The following is a 19,433-nucleotide window of genomic DNA, read 5'->3' as shown; positions in this document are numbered from 1 at the left end:
TCCGTCCCGACATCTGTCGGACGGGCCTCGTCCCATTGCGGGAGCCCAGGTGTTTTCGGAATGTCGAGTTATGGCGCGTTCAGGACCGGCCTCAAGGGCAGGTCAAACGCTGCTCATCAGGAGGAAACACCTGGCCTCCCGCGGCACAGCGGAGCTACGGATAAACTGGCGTCGACCCCGTCGCCGCGTCGATGATCGCCTGCACCACGGCATCCGGAGTCGTGTTCTCCCCCAGCCGGTTGGGTTTCCCGGCCCCGTGATAGTCGCTCGATCCGGTGAGCACGAGACCGAACGTATCGGCGAGCTCGCGGAGTCGCTTCTTGCCGTCGTCGGTGTTCTCGCGGTGATCGATCTCCAGACCGAACAGGCCGGCGGCGACGAGTTCGCCAAGGTGCTTCTCATCGATCATCGCGTCTCGGCCGCGCGTGGCCGGGTGCGCGATCACCGGCACGCCGCCCGCCGCTCGCACCAACCGGACCGCCTTGAGCGGGTCGGGCGCGTAGTGCGGCAGGTAGTACCCGGTTCTCGGGTGCAGGATGCCGGCGAACGCCTCACTGCGGGTGGGCACATGTCCGCGGGCGACGAGCGCGTCAGCGATGTGGGGCCGTCCCACGGTGGCACCCGGTGTCGTCTGGGCGACAACGTCGTCCCAGCTCAGCGCGTAGTCGGCTGCGATCTTCTGCACGATCGACTCGGCCCGGCGCAGACGTGACTCGCGGATCCTGGCCGTCTCGGTGTTCAGGTCCCCGTCGGCAGGATCGAACAGGTACGCGAGGAGGTGCACGCTCTTGTATCCGAAGCGGGTACTGAATTCCATTCCGGGAATGAGTGTGATGCCCACGTCGCGGGATGCGACGGATGCTTCATGCCAACCGGCTGTCGAGTCATGGTCGGTCAGTGCCACGACACCGAGCCCTGCTTCGGCGGCCTGCCGGACCACTCGCGAAGGAGATTCGGTGCCGTCTGACACCCGCGAGTGAGTATGGAGGTCCGCTGGCCCGGTGAAGAGGGGAACGGCGGTCATTCTCACAGTGTATGGCGCGCGCGGCGCGGAGCCGTTTCCGGGCTTCTCCCAGTCCTGGGTCGATAGTGTGGCTGGACCATGCTCAGATTTCTCGGCGCCATCGCCACCGTCGCGGTCGCGGTCGGTCTGCTCGTCATCTCCTGGCCGCAATTCTTCGGGCTGCAGACGACGTGGATCATCGCCCAGATCACCTCGATGCGTTCTTTGGCCATCGTCGCGGCGCTCCTCGCCGCCGTCGCGTTCGCCCTCCTCGCGCTGCTCCGTCCGCTCCGTGCGTTCGCGGGTACGATCGTCGTCCTGCTTTTCGTCTTCGCGGTCGGCAACGCCGCCATCAATGTGTCGAGAGGACTCGGGAACACCGACTTCGCCGAGGAGACCCCGGACGCCATTACCGTGCTCAGCTGGAACACTCTTGGCGACGCCCCCGGCGCGACGGCCGTTGCCGACCTCGCCGTCGAGTCAGGCGCCGATGTGATCTCCCTGCCCGAGACCACACAGGAAACCGGAATCGAGATCGCCGAGACCATGCGTGCCGCCGGCCGCCCGATGTGGGTGCACACCGAATGGTTCGACCAGATCTCGCCTGCGCGGTCCACAACCGTCCTGATCAGCCCCGACCTCGGCGATTACATGAAGATCACGAGCAACGAGGAACGGGACGACAACACCACCGTTCTTCCCACGATCATCGTCGAACCCGTCGACGGCGACGGCCCCACATTCGTCGCAGCCCACGCCGTGGCCCCGATCACCGGGCAGATGGACAACTGGCGCGACGACCTGTCCTGGTTGGCCGAACAGTGCCAGGGCGAGAACATCATCATGGCGGGCGACTTCAACGCCACCCTCGACAACATGGCCGGACTGGGCAGCGCCCCCGATGCCGCGCTCGGTGCGTGTGTCGACGCCGGGCGGGCCTCGAACAACGGTGCGGTCGGAACCTGGCCCACCCGCATCCCAGCGCTCACCGGAGCCCCGATCGACCACGTCATGGCCACGCCCGACTGGACCGTGACGGGGATGCGCGTCGCCACCGAGTTCGACGGCACAGGAAGCGACCACCGGCCCGTGATCGTCCAATTGACCCGGGCGGGCACCGGCGGCTGACCCCCCACCCGATGGCCATCGGTGGAACAATGGGAGCATGCAGACCCCCAGCGACACAACAACCACGACTTCGACCCCTGGCGTCGTGCCGGCCAGCGACGAGACCACGAGCGAAGAACCGCGCGGCACCTCGAACCGGTCGACAACACCGGCGTCGACCCAGTTCCAGGACTTCATCGGCTCCAAGTGGGCCGATCGCGTCGACGAGCTCCCCGCTCCGCGTGAACAGGCCGGCTACACCGCCGGCCGGCGCGCCCGCGTGTCCGCCGCCTTCACTGGCAAGCGCCTCGTCATCCCGGCGGGATCGCTGAAACCGCGCTCGAACGACACCGACTACCCCTACCGCGCCCACTCCGCGTTCTCGCACCTGACCGGCTGGGCCTCCGACGCCGAACCCGACTCGGTCCTCGTCTTCGAGCCGAACGGCGACAGCCACGACGCGACGCTGTACTTCCGTGAGCGCGCCGACCGCACGTCGAACGAGTTCTACGCGAACCCTGCCATCGGCGAATTCTGGATCGGCGCCCGGCCCTCCCTCACTCAGGTCGCCGCCGACCTCGGCCTGGCCACCGCGCACATCGACACCTTCACGACGACGGATGCCGACGTCACGCTCGAAGAGGACGACGAACTGACCACGTTCCTGTCCGAACTGCGCCTGGTCAAGGACGACTACGAGATCGCACAGATGCGGCTCGCGGTCGACGCCACCGCGCGCGGCTTCGACGACGTCATCTCGGACTTCCCGCGGATCACCGCCCACGAACGCGGTGAACGCGCCGTCGAGGGCGTCTTCTACACCCGCGCACGGCTCGACGGGAACGCGGTCGGGTACGACACCATCGCCGCATCCGGCCCGCACGCGTGCATCCTGCACTGGACCCGCAACGACGGCCCCGTCTCCCCCGGCGACCTCATGCTGCTCGACGCAGGCGTCGAAGTCGACAGCCTGTACACGGCAGACATCACGAGGACGCTTCCGGCGAACGGCCGGTTCTCGGATGTCCAGCGCGCCGTCTACGAGGCCGTCAGGGAAGCCGCAGACGCCGCGTTCGCGATCGTGCGCCCCGGCATCGTCTTCCGCGACGTCCACGCCGAAGCCATGAATGTCATCGCGAAGCACACCGCCGCGTGGGGACTCCTGCCGGTGAGTGCCGAGGAATCCCTCGAGCCGGAGAACCAGTTCCACCGCCGATACATGGTGCATGGAACGAGCCATCACCTCGGGATCGACGTCCACGACTGCGCCGCCGCCCGCCGGGAGATGTACCACGACGGTGAGGTGAAGGCCGGCATGGTTTTCACCATCGAGCCCGGGCTCTACTTCCAGCCGGACGACCTCACCGTTCCTGAGGAGTTCCGCGGGATCGGCGTCCGGATCGAGGACGACATCCTCGTCACCGCCACCGGCGCCGAGAACCTGTCAGCGGGCATCCCGCGCACGGCCGACGAGGTCGAGGCCTGGATCGCGCGCCTTTCTCCTTCGGTCATCGGCTCCGCCGCTGCCCTCTAGGAAACGCGACAGTTATCGGGGCAGTCGCCGCGTCAGAGCGGCTGCTGCCCCGCTCCGTTGAGCACGTTCTTCGCGCGGTTGGCGAGGTCGGGTGCGACGGTGACCGTGTAACTCGTCGCGATGACCTGCATGACGGAGGTGAAGTCGCGGCGCCTGCGGTTCACCGCGTAGGACACGATGGTGAACATCATTCCGAACGCGGCACCGATGAGCACCGCTGCCCCGACGAAGACGAGGTCGGACGCCGGGTTGATGATCACGAGCAGAAGCCCGAAGAAGAGACCGAGCCAGGCACCGCTCAGGGCGCCGGCGCCTGCCGCGCGGCCGTAGCTCAGTTTGCCGGTGACGCGCTCGACGCTCTTCAGGCCGTCGCCGACGATCGAGACCTTCTTGACTGGGAAGTCGGCCTGGGCGAGGAGATCGACGGCTCGCTGCGCTTCGCTGTACGTCTCAAAGCTGGCGACGGTCTCGCCGCGGGGAATGACGGTGTCGAGGGGGGCGCGGGACATGCCGCGGCGCTGCTGTTGATTGCTCACTGCCCCATTCTCCCACCCAGCCCGGCAATCCGCCGCAGACCGCGGCATCCGTGCCCCCGCTCCCGGCTTCGCGCACTAAGTTAGAGGGGTGAGTGGCACCAGAGTTTTCGTCGCCCGTCTGGCCGGGTGCACCGTTTTCGACCCCGCGGGCGACCGCGTGGGCAAAGTGCGCGACGTCCTGGTTGTCTACCGAAAAAACGATCCGCCCCGCGTCGTCGGCCTCATCGTCGAGATCCCCGGAAAACGACGGGTCTTCGTATCGATCGGCCGCGTGACCTCGATCGCGTCCGGCCAGATCATCACGACCGGTCTCATCAACGTGCGCCGGTTCGAACAGCGCGGCGGTGAAGTCCGCGTGATCGCGGAACTCCTCGGACGCAAGGTCGTCTTCGTCGACGGTTCAGGCGAGGCGACCATCGAAGACCTCGCCATCGAAGAGGTCGGCCCTGGGGCATGGGCGGTCAGCCAGTACTTCGTTCGCCGACCCAAAGTGTCCTCTTCACCGTTCGCCAAGGGGACGACGGCGTTCGCCACCTGGCGTGAGATTCGGGAAAAGCAGACAGGCAGCGAAGCACAGTCCGCCGAGCAGCTCATCGCGACGTACTCCGATCTGAAGCCTGCCGACCTCGCCAACACCCTCCTCGACCTTCCGCAGGACCGCATGATCGAGGTCGCGGAGGAACTCCCCGACGACCGTCTCGCCGACGCTCTCGAAGAGATGCCGGAGTCGGACCAGGTCCACATCCTCACCCAGCTTGACGACGACCGTGCCGCAGACGTGCTCGACCAGATGCAGCCTGACGACGCCGCAGACCTCATCGCGCAGCTTCCCGCCGAGCGCGGCGAGCACCTGCTCCAGCTGATGGAGCCCGAGGAAGCAGAAGACGTCAGGATGTTGCTGGCGTTCGCCCCTGACACGGCCGGCGGTCTGATGACGACGGAACCCGTGATCCTCTCGGCCGACTCGACGGTCGCCGAGGCCCTGGCGCTCATCCGCCGCCCCGAGCTGCCGCCCGCGCTGGGCGCCGCCGTGTGCATCACCCTGCCCCCGTACGAACCGCCCACCGGTCGGTACCTCGGGATCGTCCACTTCCAGCGGATGCTCCGCTACCCGCCGCACGAACGGCTCGGCACGATCATGGACCAGAGCCTGGACCCGGTCACCGCCAAGGCGTCGGCCGCCGAGGTGTCGAGGATCCTCGCCAGCTACGACCTTGTCTCGGTTCCGGTCGTCGACGACACCCATCGACTCGTCGGGGTGGTGACGATTGATGATGTCCTCGACTACCTGTTGCCGGAAGACTGGCGAAGTCAGAATGATGACGACCCCGTAACGACGCACAGACCACAGGGAAGGAGGGCAGCCCGTGCCTAAGATCCGCAGGAATGAGGTTCGCCTCGACGCCCCGAAGGGCCTTCGCACGTCGATGATCCCCGGCCGCAACCGGGAGTCGAGCGACCGGTTCGGCCGCTTCACCGAGTGGGTCGCCAGAAAGATGGGTACCCCGACCTTCCTCGCCGGCCTCACCATCTTCTGCCTGGCCTGGATCGCGTACAACACGTGGGGCCCCGAGAACTTCCGGTTCGACTCCGCCGCCCTCGGGTTCACGGCGCTGACCCTCATCCTGTCCCTGCAGGCGTCGTACGCCGCACCGCTCATCCTCCTCGCGCAGAACCGCCAGGACGACCGTGACCGGGTGCAGATCGAACAGGACCGCCAGCGCTCTGAGCGCAACCTCAACGACACGGAATACCTCGCGCGTGAGGTCGTCGCCCTGCGCCTGGCCATGAAGGATATGGCCTCGAAGGACTTCATCCGCCAGGAGCTTCGCGGGCTGCTGGAGGAGCTCGACAAGGACAGGGACGATGTCCAACGCTGACCTCGAAGCCCGCATCACCGCAGCACTCGGTCGGGTGATCGACCCCGAGATCCGCAAACCGATCACGGAGCTGGGCATGGTCGCCGGCGTGTCCGTCGATGACGCCGGCGCGGCATCCGTCGCCATCTCCCTCACCATCGTCGGCTGCCCCGCCGCCACCGCCATCGAACGGGATGTCACCACAGCGGTCGCAGGTGTGCCGGGCGTCACCGGGACGACGATCACCGTCGGCGTAATGACCCCTGACGAACGCCGCGCTCTGACCGATCGCCTGCGTGGTTCGAAGGCGGCCAGGGTCATGCCCTTCGGCCCCGACTCGCTCACCAGGGTCATCGCCGTCACGAGCGGCAAGGGCGGGGTCGGCAAGTCCACCCTCACCGCCAACCTCGCCGTCGAGCTGGCATCCAGGGGGCTGACCGTCGGCATCGTCGACGCCGACGTGCACGGTTTCTCGATCCCCGGCCTGCTCGGTCTGACGGATGCCGCGGCCGCGGCAGGTGCGATCACCCGCCCAACGCAGGTCGGCGACCTCATCATGCCGCCCATCGCCTACGGGGTGAAAGTGATCTCCATCGGCATGTTCGTCGAGCCCGGCGCCGGCTCAGCCGTTGCCTGGCGTGGACCCATGCTGCACCGCACGATCACCCAGTTCCTCACCGACGTGTACTTCGGCGACCTCGACGTGCTCCTGCTCGACCTGCCCCCGGGTACCGGCGATGTAGCCATCTCGATCGGCCAGACGCTCCCCCACGCCGACGTGATCGTCGTCACCACGCCGCAACCCGCGGCGGCGGATGTCGCCGAACGAAGCGGCATCGTCGCGAGGCAGACCGGTCAGCGAGTGATCGGCGTCGTCGAGAACATGGCCGGCCTGGCCCAACAGGACGGCACCATCCTGTCGCTGTTCGGCGAGGGCGGAGGCTCGGAGGTGGCCAGACGGCTGAGTACCGATGACGCGGGACCCGTACCCCTGCTGGCCTCCGTTCCGCTGAGTGTGCCGCTCAGAGCCGGAGGCGACTCGGGGATCCCCGTCGTGCTCGGAGCGCCCGGTGACCCCGCCAGTGTCGCGATCAGGTCCGTCGCCGACCGGCTGATGTCGAACGGTCGCGGCCTTGCCGGGCGCCGGCTCGGCCTGGCGCCGGTGTAGCAGACCATGCGCCGGTGGTGGACGACGCCCCTCCTGGTGGCCGCATGCGCCGTCGCGCTCCCGGCTCTGGCCGGTTGCGCCGTTCCCGCTCCTGCCGGGCTGCCAGACGGCGTCACCGTCGACGTTCTCCAGGGCCGCACCGACTACGCGAGCGGGACCCTCGTGATCCGGATCGTCAACGAGTCCGCCGAGGAACTCGTCGTGAGCAGGGCGAGCCTGGACGCCCCGGGTTTCGCAGAGCCGGCCACCTGGGACAGGGGAACGACGGTGCGGGCGGGGACGACGGTCGACCTGCGGGCCTCCGTGCCCGAGCAGGACTGCACCGAAGCGTCAGGGTCACCCCGGGTCGAGCTGACCACCGGAGCCGGAGACCGGCGAGCCACGGTCGCCGTGGAGGCGACGGATCCGCTCGGCACCCTCGAACGGCTCCACGCCACCGGCTGCATCACCACGCTCGTGGATCGGGTCGCCCGGATCTCCGTCGGCCCGCCCGTCGTGGAAGGGGTCGGCGCGGCATCCGTTGCCGTCCTGCCCCTCAGCCTGGCCCCGACCGGCGCGGACGGCAGCGTCAAGATCGCCGGGATCGGTTCCACCCCTCTGCTCCGGCCCGCCCAGGATGCCGCGGGCGATGCGGACGGCTGGCCGGTCACGCTGGCGGTCGACGCGGCATCCGCACCGGTCACCGTGCCACTGCGAATCGTCCCTGCGCGCTGCGACCCGCACGCGATCGCCGAGGACAAGATCGGTACGGTCCTCGTGATCTCGGTCACGCTGTCGGATGGCACGACGGGCGACTACCGCCTGACCCCGTCAGAGGACATCCGCGAGGCACTGCTCGACTTCGTCCGTGAGCACTGCGGCATGGCCTGAGATGCAACGGAGCTGGTCGAGAGTGCACTAGTGGCCCGAAAACGGTCCGTCAGAGCGCCACTACTGCAGTCTCGGCGCGTTCCCTGAGTGCAGGGCCGAACGGTTACGTCGATTCGGGATCGAACGGCGGCGGCTCGACGGCCTCGCCTGCCGCCATGCGACGACCCCTGTCGACCGCAGCAGCCGACACGATCGTCGGTGTGCTGACGGCGGGGGTGGCGGCGGCCGCGGCAGGAGCCGGCGGCTTGATCACCGGTGCAGGGTCAGGGGCGTCGTCGTCGTCGAGGAGGGCCTCACGGATGATCCGGCGCGGGTCGTATTGCCGCGGATCGAGCTTCTGCCAGTCGACGTCGTCGAACTCGGGGCCCATCTCGTCGCGCATGCGATCCTTGGCACCACGGGCCATGTCCCGCAGCGTCCGGATGAGTTGCGCGAACTTCGCGGCATAGCCGGGCAGCCGCTCGGGTCCGAGCAGGAAGACGGCGATCACTGCGATGATGAGCAGCTTCTCGAACGTGAGGCCAAAGAACACGAGTTCAGACTATCGCGCCGCGCCTCACAATTCGGCGCGCCGTGCGCCGGTACTGTTGTGCCAACCACCATCGGGAGCGAAGAAGTGTCTGAACAAGATTCGAACTGGAAGTACGCCGACTACATCGTCACCGAATCTGAGGCGATCGCGAAGGCACGGGCGCAGTCCCTCGAGCTCGGCATAGAACCGCTGTCCCCCGCCATGGGAGCCCAGGTCGCCGTGCTCGCCGCTGCCACCGGCGCCGTCAACATCGTCGAGATCGGCACAGGTGCCGGTGTCTCCGGCCTCTGGCTGCTTCGCGCGTCCACCCGCTCGGTACTGACGTCGATCGACTCGGAGGTCGAGCACCTCGGCTACGCGCGCCAGGCATTCGCCGACGCTCGCATCGCCTCGAATCGCGTGCGACTCATCACAGGCAAGGCACTCGACGTGCTCCCCAGGATGAACGAGAACTCCTACGACCTCGTCTACGTCGACGGCGACCCTGCCCAGGTGATCGAGAACGTCGAGCACGGGCTGCGTCTCGCCCGCACCGGCGGCACCGTCCTCGTGCCACACGCCCTGTGGCGTGGCCGGGTCGCAGACCCCGCGCAGCGCGACGACGTGACGAGCGCGTTCAGGACCCTCGTCCAGGAGATCGCCTCGTCGAGCGCTGTCGTCAGCGCCCTCTCCCCCGTCGGAGACGGGCTGCTGCAGATCACCAAGCTCGACTAGCCCCGAAACGACGAAAGACGCGGATGCGTGTGGTCTTGTGACCACCGGCATCCGCGTCTTTGTTGTTCGACTGACTAGCTGGGAGAAACGACCCCGGCCAGCGCATCGTGAAGTTCTTTGGCCTCTGCATCGTTGACAGAGACGACAAGTCGTCCGCCACCTTCGAGCGGAACCCGCACGATGATCAGCCGACCCTCCTTTACGGCCTCCATTGGCCCATCCCCAGTCCTCGGCTTCATCGCTGCCATTCGGCTCCCCTTTCGTGGCTGTGACTTCTATTATCGGCTATGCAGGGCGGGCAGACGAAATCCGATCGCCCCAATGCCCGTAACTGGGGGCACGATCACGGCGGCGTCCAGTCGTATCCGTCGACCTGCCAGGCGATGAAAACCCAGCCCACCTGCCCGGCCAAAGAGAGCGCGACCATCGACACGCGGTACACGACAGACCGCGGTTGGGCGAGAATGCCCGCCACCGGGAACACCGGAACGAGCAGACGGAACGTGCTCGACTGCGGGAAGAACACCGCAAGCAGGTAGAGCAGGTAGCTCGCCACCCACAACCGGAGATCGACGCCCAGGCGTTTCGCCTGCGGCGAGAACAACAGGGTGACGGCCGCGGCCACGAACAGGACGACGCCGCAGAAGCCCCACCAGAAGCCCGATGGAAGACCGAGGCCGTGGACGGCCCACCAGTCCAGGCCCTGGATCCACGGCGTGAACGGCACAAGATGGGCGTAGCCGATGTAGCTCGACCTCCAGGCCAGTTCGGTGTCCGTGTATGCCGTGAGCGACCCGGTCACGGCCCACGCGATGAGCAGCCAGCCCAGGCCGAAGATTCCGCTGGTGACCGCTGTGACGGATGCCGCGACCACTTCCCGGCGCGGGAACGGCACCCGGCGGCGCGTCCACCACCGATGGCCGACATGCAGTGCGAGGAACAGGGCGAAGGCGAGACCGCTCGGCCGGGTGAACGACATCACCGCGATCACCGGCAGCGCCGCCCAGTACCTGTGGCGCATCACCAGGTACAGGGCGCCGGCCAGGAGCATGAGGTGCATCGACTCGGCGTACGCCACCTGGAGGATCGGCGACAGCGGCGACACCGAATAGAGCACGACCGCGAACATGGCCGTTCCGGCGTCGAGGACGAGCCGGAACACCTTCGCGACGAGGACCGCCGAGACGAAACCGCAGGCGACGGAGACGAGCACGGCGACCGGCGCCCACGGGAGGCCGGTGAGCACCATGAGGAGCCGAACCACCGCCGGGTACACCGGCATGAAGGCCCACGCGTTCTCGGCGACGTGACCATCCGCCGTGAGCGGGAGCTCGCTCGGATAGCCGACCTCGGCGACGATGTTGTACCACCGGCCGTCCCACATCGATGCAAAGTCGGCGTAACCGGGGCTCGCGCCGGTCCAGGCGTTCGCGTGCTGCCCCGCGGCGAAGACGAGAAGGATGCCTGTCGTCACGATCCGCGCGGCTCCGAAGACGAGCAGGGCCTGCCCCCACCACGGGACACGCCGCCACAGGTCGACGATCGACCTGCCGGTGACCTCAGTCACGCGCGCCGGTCAGCCAGGTGCGCAGCGCCGTCTCGACCGAGGTGATCTCGTCGATGGCGACGCGCTCGTCATCCGCGTGCGCCTTGAGGGGATCACCGGGGCCGAAGTTGACGGCCGGGATGCCGAGGGCCGAGAACCGCGCCACATCGGTCCAGCCGTACTTGGGCATGGCGCGTCCGCCGACCGCGGCCAGGAACTCCTGGGCGATCGGGGCGTCGAGGCCCGGCCTGGCCCCGTCGGCGGCATCCGTCACTGTCACGTCGAATCCGGCGAAGATCTCGCGCACCTCGTCCGCTGCCTGCTCTGCGGTGCGGTCGGGAGCGAACCGGTAGTTCACCTGTACGGTGCAGTCGTCGGGGATGACGTTGCCCGCGACGCCTCCGGAGATGATCACGGCGTTGAGGCCCTCACGGTAGACGAGCCCGTCGACCTCGATCGACCGGGGCTCGTACGCGGCGAGGATGCCGAGGATCGGGGCAGCCTTGTGGATGGCGTTCTCACCGACCCAGCTGCGCGCGGAGTGCGCACGGAGGCCGGTGGTCGTGACATCGACGCGGAGGGTTCCGTTGCAGCCGCCCTCGATGTCGCCGCGGGTCGGCTCGCCGAGAATGGCGAAGTCACCGACGAAGAGGTCAGGCCTGCGCTCGGCCAGCAGGCGAAGGCCGTTGATGTCGCTGGAGACTTCTTCGTTGTCGTACCACATCCAGGTCACGTCGAGTGCCGGCTCCGTGAGCTCCGCGGCGAGCTTCAGCTGGACGGCGACACCACCCTTCATGTCGACCGTTCCCCGGCCCCACAGGTACTCCCTGCCGTCGCTGGTCTCGAACCGGGTGGGCAGGTTGTCGTTGAGAGGCACGGTGTCGATGTGCCCGGCGATGATCACCCGCTTGTCCCGGCCGAGTGCCGTCCGCGCGACGATGGTGTTGCCCTCACGGACGACCTCCAGGTGGGCGAGGGGCGCGAGCGCGCGCTCGATGGCATCCGCAAGAGGGGCTTCGTTCCCGGAGACCGACTCGATGTCGCAGATCGCCTGCGTGAGGTCGATCGACCCGGCTGAGAGGTCGAGGACAAGGGCTGGGGCGGTCGAATCCGGCATCGCCCCAGTCTACGGGCGGTCGAACCGCCCGGCAGGGCGTCAGCCGGACAGGGGCTGATTCGCTAGCCTTGAGGCATGACGACCGCACCCGAGACCGCAACCGCCCCGACACACGCGTGGGGCTACGGCCTCGCCACGGTGAGCGCGAGCGGAACCGTCCTCGACACGTGGTACCCGGAGCCGCGTCTCGGCACGCTCCCGGCCGGCCGGGAGCGATGGATCGCCCCAGCTGACATCGAAGCGCTGGCCATCCCAGACGATCGCCGGAACGTCCGCGTGGACATCGTCACCGTGGAGATCGACCTCCGCGAACAGCCGAAGGACACAGCGGATGCCTACCTCCGTCTGCACCTGCTCAGCCACCTCCTCGTTCAGCCGAACACGATCAACCTCGACGGCATCTTCGGTCACCTCCCGATCGCGGTCTGGACGAACGCCGGGCCCGTCGCGCCGGATGACTTCGACCGACTGCGCCCGTCCCTCTCCCGCCAGGGCATCCACGCGACCGGCATCGACAAGTTCCCGCGGATGCTCGACTACGTCACGCCTGCCAAGGTTCGCATCGCCGACGCCTCCCGGGTGCGTCTCGGCGCCCACCTGGCACCGGGTACGACCGTCATGCACGAGGGCTTCGTCAACTTCAACGCCGGGACCCTCGGCTCGTCCATGGTCGAGGGACGCATCTCGCAGGGCGTCGTGGTCGGTGACGGCTCAGACATCGGCGGAGGGGCATCCATCATGGGCACACTCTCCGGCGGCGGCACCCAGCGGGTCTCCATCGGGGCCCGGGCGCTGCTCGGTGCGAACTCCGGTATCGGCATCTCGATCGGCGACGACAGCGTCGTCGAAGCCGGCCTGTACGTCACCGCCGGAACGAAGGTCGTCGTCCTCGACGGACACACCGCCGACGACGGCAGCCCGCGGACGGTGAAGGCCGTCGAGTTGTCAGGCGTCCCGAACATCCTCTTCCGGCGGAACTCCGTCACCGGCGCCGTCGAGGTCCTCCCCCGCACCGGTGCCGGCATCCAGCTGAACGAAGCCCTGCACGCCTGACCCGTTTCCCGACCTCTTCACAAAGGAGTGATGTGGCCCGCACCGCGACACCCGGCCGGCGATCCCGCGCCTTCACCGTCTTCCTCAGCATCGTGGCGGTGTTCGTCGTCGTCGTTCTCATCGGAGGCGGGTTCGTCGTCTGGACCGTGCAGCGGTCGTTCCCCCAGCTCGCCGGGGAGATCTCCGTGCCAGGGCTCGACGGCGAGGTCAGCGTTCTCCGCGACGACGCCGGCATCCCCACCCTCGAGGCGGAGAGTGCACACGACCTGTTCCTGGCACAGGGTTTCGTCCACGCGCAGGACAGGTTCTGGGAGATGGACTTCCGCCGCCACGTGACCAGCGGCCGGCTCTCCGAACTGTTCGGCGACGCGCAGGTCGGGACGGACACGTTCGTCCGCACTCTCGGCTGGCGCGCGGTGGCCGAGGAGGAAGTGAAACTGCTCGACGAGGAGACGCTCGGCTGGTACCAGGCGTACGCCGACGGGGTGAACGCCTACCTCGAGCAGAAAAGCGGCGCAGACCTGTCGCTCGAGTACGCCGTCCTCGGGCTCCAGAACCCCGGCTACGAGCCGGAGAAGTGGACACCGGCGGACTCGGTGGCCTGGCTCAAGGCGATGGCGTGGGACCTCAGGTCGAATCTCGAGGACGAGATCGACAGGGCCCTGCTTGCTACGGAACTGACCCCTGAGCAACTGGCGCAGGTGTACCCGCCGTACCCGTACGACGAGAACCCGACGATCGTCCCGAGCGCCGCCCCCGTGCCCGCCCCGGCATCCGTCGGCGAGGCAACGGCGTTCAGCGCGGTCAGCGACGAGACCGTCGAATCGCTCGTCCAGCTCCGCGGCATCCTCACGAAGATGCCTGCCCTGCTCGGCCGCGCAGGGTCAGACATCGGTTCCAACTCCTGGGTGGTGTCAGGCGACCTCACCGAGTCGGGCAAACCGCTCCTCGCCAACGACCCCCACCTCGGCCCAGCCCTCCCGTCGGTCTGGTACCAGATGGGGCTTCGGTGCTCCACGGTCTCGGACGCGTGCCCGTTCGATGTGGCCGGTTTCAGCTTCTCCGGCATGCCCGGCATCATCATCGGGCACAACGACCGGATCGCCTGGGGTTTCACCAACCTCGGCCCCGACGTCGCCGACCTCTACCTCGAGAAGGTGTCAGAAGACACCGTGGAACTCGACGGCGTCTCGGAGCCGCTCACCATCCGGGAGGAGACGGTCAAGGTCGCAGGAGGCGAGGACGTGCCGATCCGCATCCGTTCCACCTCCCGTGGCCCCCTCGTCACCGGGATCAGCGACGAGTTCGGCACCATCGCCGCCGACTACCCCGCGACAGCCGAGCTGCCTGAGGGCAGCTACGAGTTGTCCCTCCAGTGGACCGCACTCACCCCCGGCCGCACGCCCGGTGCGATCTTCGCGGTCAACAAGGCGACGGACTGGGCGTCATTCCGTGAAGGCGCGAAACTGTTCGACGTACCGTCGCAGAACCTCGTCTACGCCGACGTCGACGGCAACATCGGCTACCAGGCCCCCGGGCTGATCCCGATCCGGCGCAGCGGTGACGGCACCGTTCCGCAGCCGGGCTGGACGAGTACAACCGGCTGGGCTGGCTACCTCACGTTCGACTCGCTCCCGTCGCAGTACAACCCCGCCGCCGGGTACATCGTCACGGCCAACAACGCCGTGGCAGGCAGCGGCTCTCCCACCATGATCACGAGGGACTGGGATGCCGGCTATCGCGCCTCGCGCATCGTCGAGAGGATCGAGGAGGGCATCGACTCCGGCGGAGCATTCACCGCGGAAGACATGAGCTCGATCCAGGCCGACAACGCGAACGCCATCGCCGAACGAATGGCACCGTTCATCGCCGACCTCGCGCCGTCGAGCAACGCCAGTCTCGGCAAGAAGCTCCTCGACGGCTGGGACTTCCAGGACGACGCGGACAGCGCACAGTCCGCGTACTTCAACATCTTCTGGCGGAACCTGCTCGAGAACTCATTCGCGCCGAAGCTGCCGGAGAGCGTTCCGCCCGCAGGGGGCTCCCAGTGGTTCCAGGTGGTCGGCGCCCTGCTCGAAGACCCGGACTCGGACTGGTGGGCCGGCCCTGACGACAACATCGTCACGCGGGACGATGCGCTCACCCTCGCCCTCAGCGAGGCGTGGACCGAGGCGAGCCGCCTCATGGGAGACAACCCCGAGAACTGGACGTGGGGCGAGCTTCACACCCTCACCATCCGCAACGGAAGCTTCGGGGAGTCGGGGATCGCGCCGATCGAGATGCTGTTCAACCGGGGGCCGTACGAGCTTGCCGGTGGGTCGAGTGTGGTGAACGCGGTCGGCTGGTACGCACCTGACGGCTACACCGTCGACTGGGTGCCGTCGATGCGGCAGGTCGTCGACCTGGCCGACTTCGACTCCTCGACCTGGATCAACCTCACCGGGGCATCCGGGCACGCCTACCACGCCAACTACGTCGACCAGACGCCACTGTGGCAGAAGCACGAGACGCGGGTCTGGCCGTTCAGCCCGGACGCCGTCGAGGACGCGGCGAGGGACACACTGACTCTCGTACCGTGACCCGGCTGGCCGCGCCCGACGGCGGCCTGCCGTGGGTCAGGGGGTGTCGGCGACGAAAATGACCTCGGCCACGGCCGGCCAGTCGGTCAGGTCGTCCAGCGGGTCTTCGTCGAAGTCCACGGGTTCGGCGTCATCCGCGACGGTGATGACGACCGCGCGCAGTCGCCCGCCGGAGACGACGACGGATGCCTCGGCGAGAATCCCCGATGGCGTACGAAATTGCGCTCTCACGGGGAAGGTGAAGTCGTACGGGACGACTCTCGGAGTGGCTTCGTCGACCGAGATGACGACCTGACCGTCGAAGACGGCCGTGTCTTCGGTCGGCCAGTACTCGGCCTGGGCGGTCGCCCACTGCCGGCGGAGATCCTCGGCGGAGTACGCCGTGGTTTCGGACAGTATCCCGTCGACCAGGTCCCGGACGGCCGGGTCGACATCGGCGTGGCGCGGGGCGTCATCCCTGTCATCACGCGGATCAGCGCGCCATTCGTAAGGGCTCTGCCAGGGGCTCCCCACCCGGTCGCTCGAGCGGAAAGCTGCAATCGAGGTCAGGGTAGAGGCCACGGCGAGAAGGAGCCGCGGGCGCCGCACGCCCGCCTTCCTCAGCCCGGAGGTGATCCTGGCGTCGATCTTCTCGCTCACGTCGGAGAGCCCGAAGACGGTACCGGCGACGCCGACGGCGGCCGCTGCCCGCACGAGGATCTCGTCGTGAAGCGCCTCGGTTCGCTTCAGCTCGAGGAACGTGAGTCCACCCGTGATCACGGCGGTGACAGCTCGGAACGCGAGCCGAGGGCCCGGGCCAAGTCGCGCCGGATCGACCAGGCTGAGCGCTCCGACGACGATGCTGGATGCGACTCCGTATTCGATCCGCTCCGGGTCGAGGGGGCTCCTGAGCAGTCGTGAGCCGGTGTTGTCGCGCATGAGCCGGATCCGTCAGCGCTGGGGCAGTTCGCGTTCCACCGAACCGGTGTACAGCTGCTGCGGGCGACCGATCTTGGTCTGCGGGTCGAGATTCATCTCACGCCAGTGCGCGACCCAGCCGGGCAGCCGTCCGATCGCGAACAGCACGGTGAACATGCGCGTCGGGAAGCCCATCGCCTTGTAGATGACGCCGGTGTAGAAATCGACGTTGGGGTAGAGGCGACGTTCCTTGAAGTAGTCGTCTTCGAGGGCGATCTGCTCGAGTTCCTTGGCCAGGTCGAGCAACGGGTCGGAGACGCCGAGCTGGGCCAGGACCTCGTCTGCGCTCTCCTTGACGATCTTCGCGCGCGGGTCGTAGTTCTTGTAGACGCGGTGCCCGAAGCCCATGAGCTTGACACCGTCCTCCTTGTTCTTCACCCTGTCGACGAAGCGCTGGACGCTCTCCCCCGAGTCGCGGATGCGACCGAGCATCTCCAGAACGGCCTCGTTGGCGCCGCCGTGCAGCGGACCGGAGAGGGCGTTGATGCCGGCCGAGACGGAGGCGTACAGGTTGGCGCCGGTCGATCCGACGAGGCGCACGGTCGACGTCGATGCGTTCTGCTCGTGGTCTGCATGCAGGATGAGCAGTCGGTCGAGCGACTTCGACAGCACGGGGTCGATCTCGTACGGCTCGGCCATGTTGCCGAAGTTGAGCCTGAGGAAGTTGTCGGTGAAGCTCAGGCTGTTGTCCGGGTACAGGAACGCCTGGCCGAGCGCCTTCTTGTGCGCGTATGCCGCGATGATCGGCAGCTTGGCGAGCAGGCGGATGGTGGTCAGTTCGACCTGCTCAGGATCGCGCGGGTCCGCTGCTGTCTCGTAGTAGGTGGAGAGCGCAGATAGTGCGCTGGAGATGACGGCCATGGGGTGCGCGGTGTGCGGAAGTGCCGAGAAGAAGTGCTTGAGATCCTCGTGCAGCAGCGTGTGCCTGCGGATCTTCTCGTCGAATTCACCGAGCTGGTCTGCCGTCGGCAGTTCGCCGTAGATCAGCAGCCAGGCCACCTCGAGGTAGCTCGACGAGTTCGCCAGCTGCTCGATCGGGTAGCCGCGGTAGCGCAGAATCCCTGCGTCTCCGTCGATGTACGTGATGTCGGACTTCGTCGCGGCCGTGTTGACGAAACCGTAGTCGAGCGCCGTCAGCCCCGTCTGGCGGGTCAGCGTGGACACGTCGATGCTGGAGGCCCCCTGGCTGGACCCCAGGAGCGGGAACTCGGCGGTGCCCCCAGGATAGGTAAGGGTCGCTTTGTGGTTTCCTGCGCGGAAGTCCTGCTCGACGTCGCCCACGGCGCCTCCTTGTACTGGTGATTCGCTTCGGACCGTCCTGCTGGAACCGCTCTGAGCGGTGCAAGGTCCGGATACAGCCTAATCGGCTCCCGGGCCAACTGTTGCATCCGCCAACGACCCGGATGCGGTGTTGGAGCTAACCTCCAGCGCCGCTGGCACTCAGCCGCTCGGCAGCAGCGGCGATCCGCTCGTCGGTGGCGGTGAGCGACAGCCGGACGTGCTGAGGGAAGACGTCTCCATAGAAATGACCTGGACCGGCGAGGATGCCGAGGCCCGCCAGTCTGTCGATCGACGCCCAGGCATCCTTCCCCTCTGTTGCCCAGAGGTAGAGCCCGGCCTCGCTGTGGTCGATCCGGAAGCCGGCGCACTGGAGCGCCGGGAGAAGCACGTCGCGGCGGGCGCGGTAGCGCTCCTTCTGCTCCGCCACATGGTCGTCGTCGCCGAGTGCGGCGACCATGGCAGCCTGCAGCGGCCCTGGGAGCATGAGTCCCGCGTGTTTGCGGACGTTGAGAAGCCGCGCCAGCGTCTCGGAGCAGCCCGCTGCGAAGGCCGCGCGGTAACCGGCCATGTTCGACTGCTTGCTCAGTGAGTAGATCGCGATGATGCCGCTGGTGTCGCCATCGGTCACCCGGGGGTCGAGGATGCTCGGGATCGGTGTCGACTCCCACTCGCCGTCCCAGCCGAGTTCGGCGTAGCACTCGTCGTTGACGATGAGCGCGCCCAGTTCACGTGCTCGCGTCACCGCTGCACGCAACCGGTCGACGCCGAGCACGCGTCCGTCCGGGTTCCCGGGCGAGTTGAGCCAGACGAGCCTGGTCGAGTCCGGCCAGTCTGCGGGGTCGTCGGATGCCATGGCGACCGCACCGCACAGGGCCGCGCCGATCGCATAGGTGGGGTACGCGGCCAGCGGATGCACGATCGTGTCGCCCTCGCCCATTCCCACCATGAACGGCAGCAGGGCGACGAGTTCCTTCGAGCCGATGCTCGGGATCACGTTGTCGACCTCGAGGCCGGGGACGCCGCGGCGGCGGGCGAACCACTCGACGATCGCCTCCCGCAGCGCAGGGGTTCCTGCCGTCGTCGGATACGCGTGGGCGTCGGTCGCGGCCGAGAGCGCCGCGCGGACGACCTCAGGAGTCGCGTCGACCGGGGAGCCGATCGACAGGTCGGCGATGCCGTCCGGATGCGACCGGGCGCGCTCGGCGTACGGCGCCATGGCATCCCACGGATAGTCGGGAAGGGGCTGGAGCGCCACCGGTCAGGCCTGCGGCGGAAGGGCCGTGATGATCGGGTGGTCGTACTTGATCACGCCCACCTTGGCCGCTCCGCCCGGAGAACCGACCTCGTTGAAGAACTCGACGTTCGCCTTGTAGTAGTCAGCCCACTCCTCGGGCAGATCGTCCTCGTAGTAGATCGCCTCGACCGGGCAGACCGGCTCGCAGGCGCCGCAGTCGACGCATTCGTCCGGCTGGATGTAGAGGGACCGTTCACCCTCGTAGATGCAGTCGACGGGGCATTCATCGATGCACGCACGGTCTTTGACATCCACACACGGGAGGGCGATGACGTAGGTCACA

The 19,433-nt window shown here is 67.7% G+C and carries 19 protein-coding genes; 9 read left to right on the top strand and 10 right to left on the bottom strand.

The features are described from left to right. Positions 1-154: 154 nt before the first annotated feature. Entirely contained in the window at positions 155-1,024 is an 870-nt protein-coding gene (locus AC1M2K_RS11115) for a PHP domain-containing protein (RefSeq protein WP_480241028.1), read from the bottom strand. A gap of 78 nt (positions 1,025-1,102) precedes the next feature. Here AC1M2K_RS11115 and AC1M2K_RS11110 point away from each other — a divergent pair, with 78 nt between their 5' ends. Continuing rightward, complete coding sequence (locus AC1M2K_RS11110; RefSeq protein WP_480241027.1) at positions 1,103-2,131, top strand: endonuclease/exonuclease/phosphatase family protein; 1,029 nt, start codon at positions 1,103-1,105, stop codon at positions 2,129-2,131. A 37-nt stretch (positions 2,132-2,168) separates the two neighbouring features. After that, positions 2,169-3,644, top strand: coding sequence for an aminopeptidase P family protein (locus AC1M2K_RS11105; RefSeq protein WP_480241026.1), 1,476 nt, complete (start codon positions 2,169-2,171; stop codon positions 3,642-3,644). A 32-nt stretch (positions 3,645-3,676) separates the two neighbouring features. On the opposite strand, the gene AC1M2K_RS11100 is transcribed toward AC1M2K_RS11105, so the two are convergent. Beyond that, positions 3,677-4,180 carry a YflT domain-containing protein gene (locus AC1M2K_RS11100; protein ID WP_480237049.1) on the bottom strand — a complete coding sequence of 168 codons (504 nt, stop codon included), beginning with the start codon at positions 4,178-4,180 and terminating at the stop codon, positions 3,677-3,679. An 88-nt stretch (positions 4,181-4,268) separates the two neighbouring features. Between AC1M2K_RS11100 and AC1M2K_RS11095 the strand changes: the two genes are divergently transcribed. The 4 genes from AC1M2K_RS11095 to AC1M2K_RS11080 are packed head-to-tail and all read left to right on the top strand — an operon-like array spanning position 4,269 to position 8,077. Continuing rightward, positions 4,269-5,555 (top strand): magnesium transporter MgtE N-terminal domain-containing protein, encoded by a 1,287-nt coding sequence (locus AC1M2K_RS11095; protein WP_480237050.1) that lies wholly within the window; start codon positions 4,269-4,271, stop codon positions 5,553-5,555. A gap of 52 nt (positions 5,556-5,607) precedes the next feature. Continuing rightward, the gene (locus AC1M2K_RS11090) at positions 5,608-6,060 is read left to right on the top strand and encodes a DUF1003 domain-containing protein (RefSeq protein WP_480237363.1); all 453 of its coding nucleotides are present in this window, start codon (positions 5,608-5,610) and stop codon (positions 6,058-6,060) included. Continuing rightward, complete coding sequence (locus AC1M2K_RS11085; RefSeq protein WP_480241025.1) at positions 6,047-7,207, top strand: P-loop NTPase; 1,161 nt, start codon at positions 6,047-6,049, stop codon at positions 7,205-7,207. Before AC1M2K_RS11090 ends, AC1M2K_RS11085 begins: the two co-directional genes overlap by 14 nt. Positions 7,208-7,213: 6 nt before the next feature. After that, positions 7,214-8,077, top strand: coding sequence for a hypothetical protein (locus tag AC1M2K_RS11080; protein WP_480241024.1), 864 nt, complete (start codon positions 7,214-7,216; stop codon positions 8,075-8,077). Positions 8,078-8,180: 103 nt separating this feature from the next. Here the strand turns inward: AC1M2K_RS11080 and AC1M2K_RS11075 are convergent, their stop codons facing one another. Next, positions 8,181-8,609 carry a twin-arginine translocase TatA/TatE family subunit gene (locus tag AC1M2K_RS11075; protein WP_480237053.1) on the bottom strand — a complete coding sequence of 143 codons (429 nt, stop codon included), beginning with the start codon at positions 8,607-8,609 and terminating at the stop codon, positions 8,181-8,183. Positions 8,610-8,693: 84 nt separating this feature from the next. On the opposite strand from AC1M2K_RS11075, the gene AC1M2K_RS11070 reads away from it, so the two are divergent. Beyond that, positions 8,694-9,323, top strand: coding sequence for an O-methyltransferase (locus tag AC1M2K_RS11070; RefSeq protein ID WP_480237054.1), 630 nt, complete (start codon positions 8,694-8,696; stop codon positions 9,321-9,323). Between the two features lie 74 nt (positions 9,324-9,397). On the opposite strand, the gene AC1M2K_RS11065 is transcribed toward AC1M2K_RS11070, so the two are convergent. From AC1M2K_RS11065 to dapE, 3 genes are all read right to left on the bottom strand, one after another. Continuing rightward, a complete protein-coding gene (locus AC1M2K_RS11065; RefSeq protein WP_090712530.1) occupies positions 9,398-9,571 on the bottom strand; it encodes a DUF3117 domain-containing protein in 174 nt (57 codons plus the stop codon). A 95-nt stretch (positions 9,572-9,666) separates the two neighbouring features. Next, the gene (locus AC1M2K_RS11060; RefSeq protein ID WP_480241023.1) at positions 9,667-10,890 is read right to left on the bottom strand and encodes a hypothetical protein; all 1,224 of its coding nucleotides are present in this window, start codon (positions 10,888-10,890) and stop codon (positions 9,667-9,669) included. Next, a complete protein-coding gene (dapE, locus tag AC1M2K_RS11055; protein WP_480241022.1) occupies positions 10,883-11,986 on the bottom strand; it encodes a succinyl-diaminopimelate desuccinylase in 1,104 nt (367 codons plus the stop codon). Before dapE ends, AC1M2K_RS11060 begins: the two co-directional genes overlap by 8 nt. Before the next feature lie 75 nt (positions 11,987-12,061). On the opposite strand from dapE, the gene dapD reads away from it, so the two are divergent. Both dapD and AC1M2K_RS11045 read left to right on the top strand, forming a co-directional pair. After that, complete coding sequence (gene dapD / locus AC1M2K_RS11050) at positions 12,062-13,039, top strand: 2,3,4,5-tetrahydropyridine-2,6-dicarboxylate N-succinyltransferase (RefSeq protein WP_480241021.1); 978 nt, start codon at positions 12,062-12,064, stop codon at positions 13,037-13,039. A gap of 32 nt (positions 13,040-13,071) precedes the next feature. Then, entirely contained in the window at positions 13,072-15,618 is a 2,547-nt protein-coding gene (locus tag AC1M2K_RS11045; RefSeq protein WP_480241020.1) for a penicillin acylase family protein, read from the top strand. 36 nt (positions 15,619-15,654) lie between these two features. Here the strand turns inward: AC1M2K_RS11045 and AC1M2K_RS11040 are convergent, their stop codons facing one another. From AC1M2K_RS11040 to fdxA, 4 genes are all read right to left on the bottom strand, one after another. Then, positions 15,655-16,536: a hypothetical protein gene (locus AC1M2K_RS11040; RefSeq protein ID WP_480241019.1), complete on the bottom strand. Its 882-nt coding sequence runs from the start codon at positions 16,534-16,536 to the stop codon at positions 15,655-15,657. A 12-nt stretch (positions 16,537-16,548) separates the two neighbouring features. Then, entirely contained in the window at positions 16,549-17,856 is a 1,308-nt protein-coding gene (locus AC1M2K_RS11035; RefSeq protein WP_480237060.1) for a citrate synthase, read from the bottom strand. Positions 17,857-17,992: 136 nt separating this feature from the next. Next, entirely contained in the window at positions 17,993-19,111 is a 1,119-nt protein-coding gene (gene dapC, locus AC1M2K_RS11030; protein ID WP_480241018.1) for a succinyldiaminopimelate transaminase, read from the bottom strand. Between the two features lie 3 nt (positions 19,112-19,114). Beyond that, positions 19,115-19,432, bottom strand: a complete 318-nt coding sequence (gene fdxA / locus AC1M2K_RS11025) for a ferredoxin (protein ID WP_480241017.1) — start codon at positions 19,430-19,432, stop codon at positions 19,115-19,117. Position 19,433: the final 1 nt, after the last annotated feature.

The organism is Mycetocola sp. Y171, from assembly GCF_056713165.1.
This window is presented reverse-complemented; position numbering and strand designations above follow the sequence as displayed.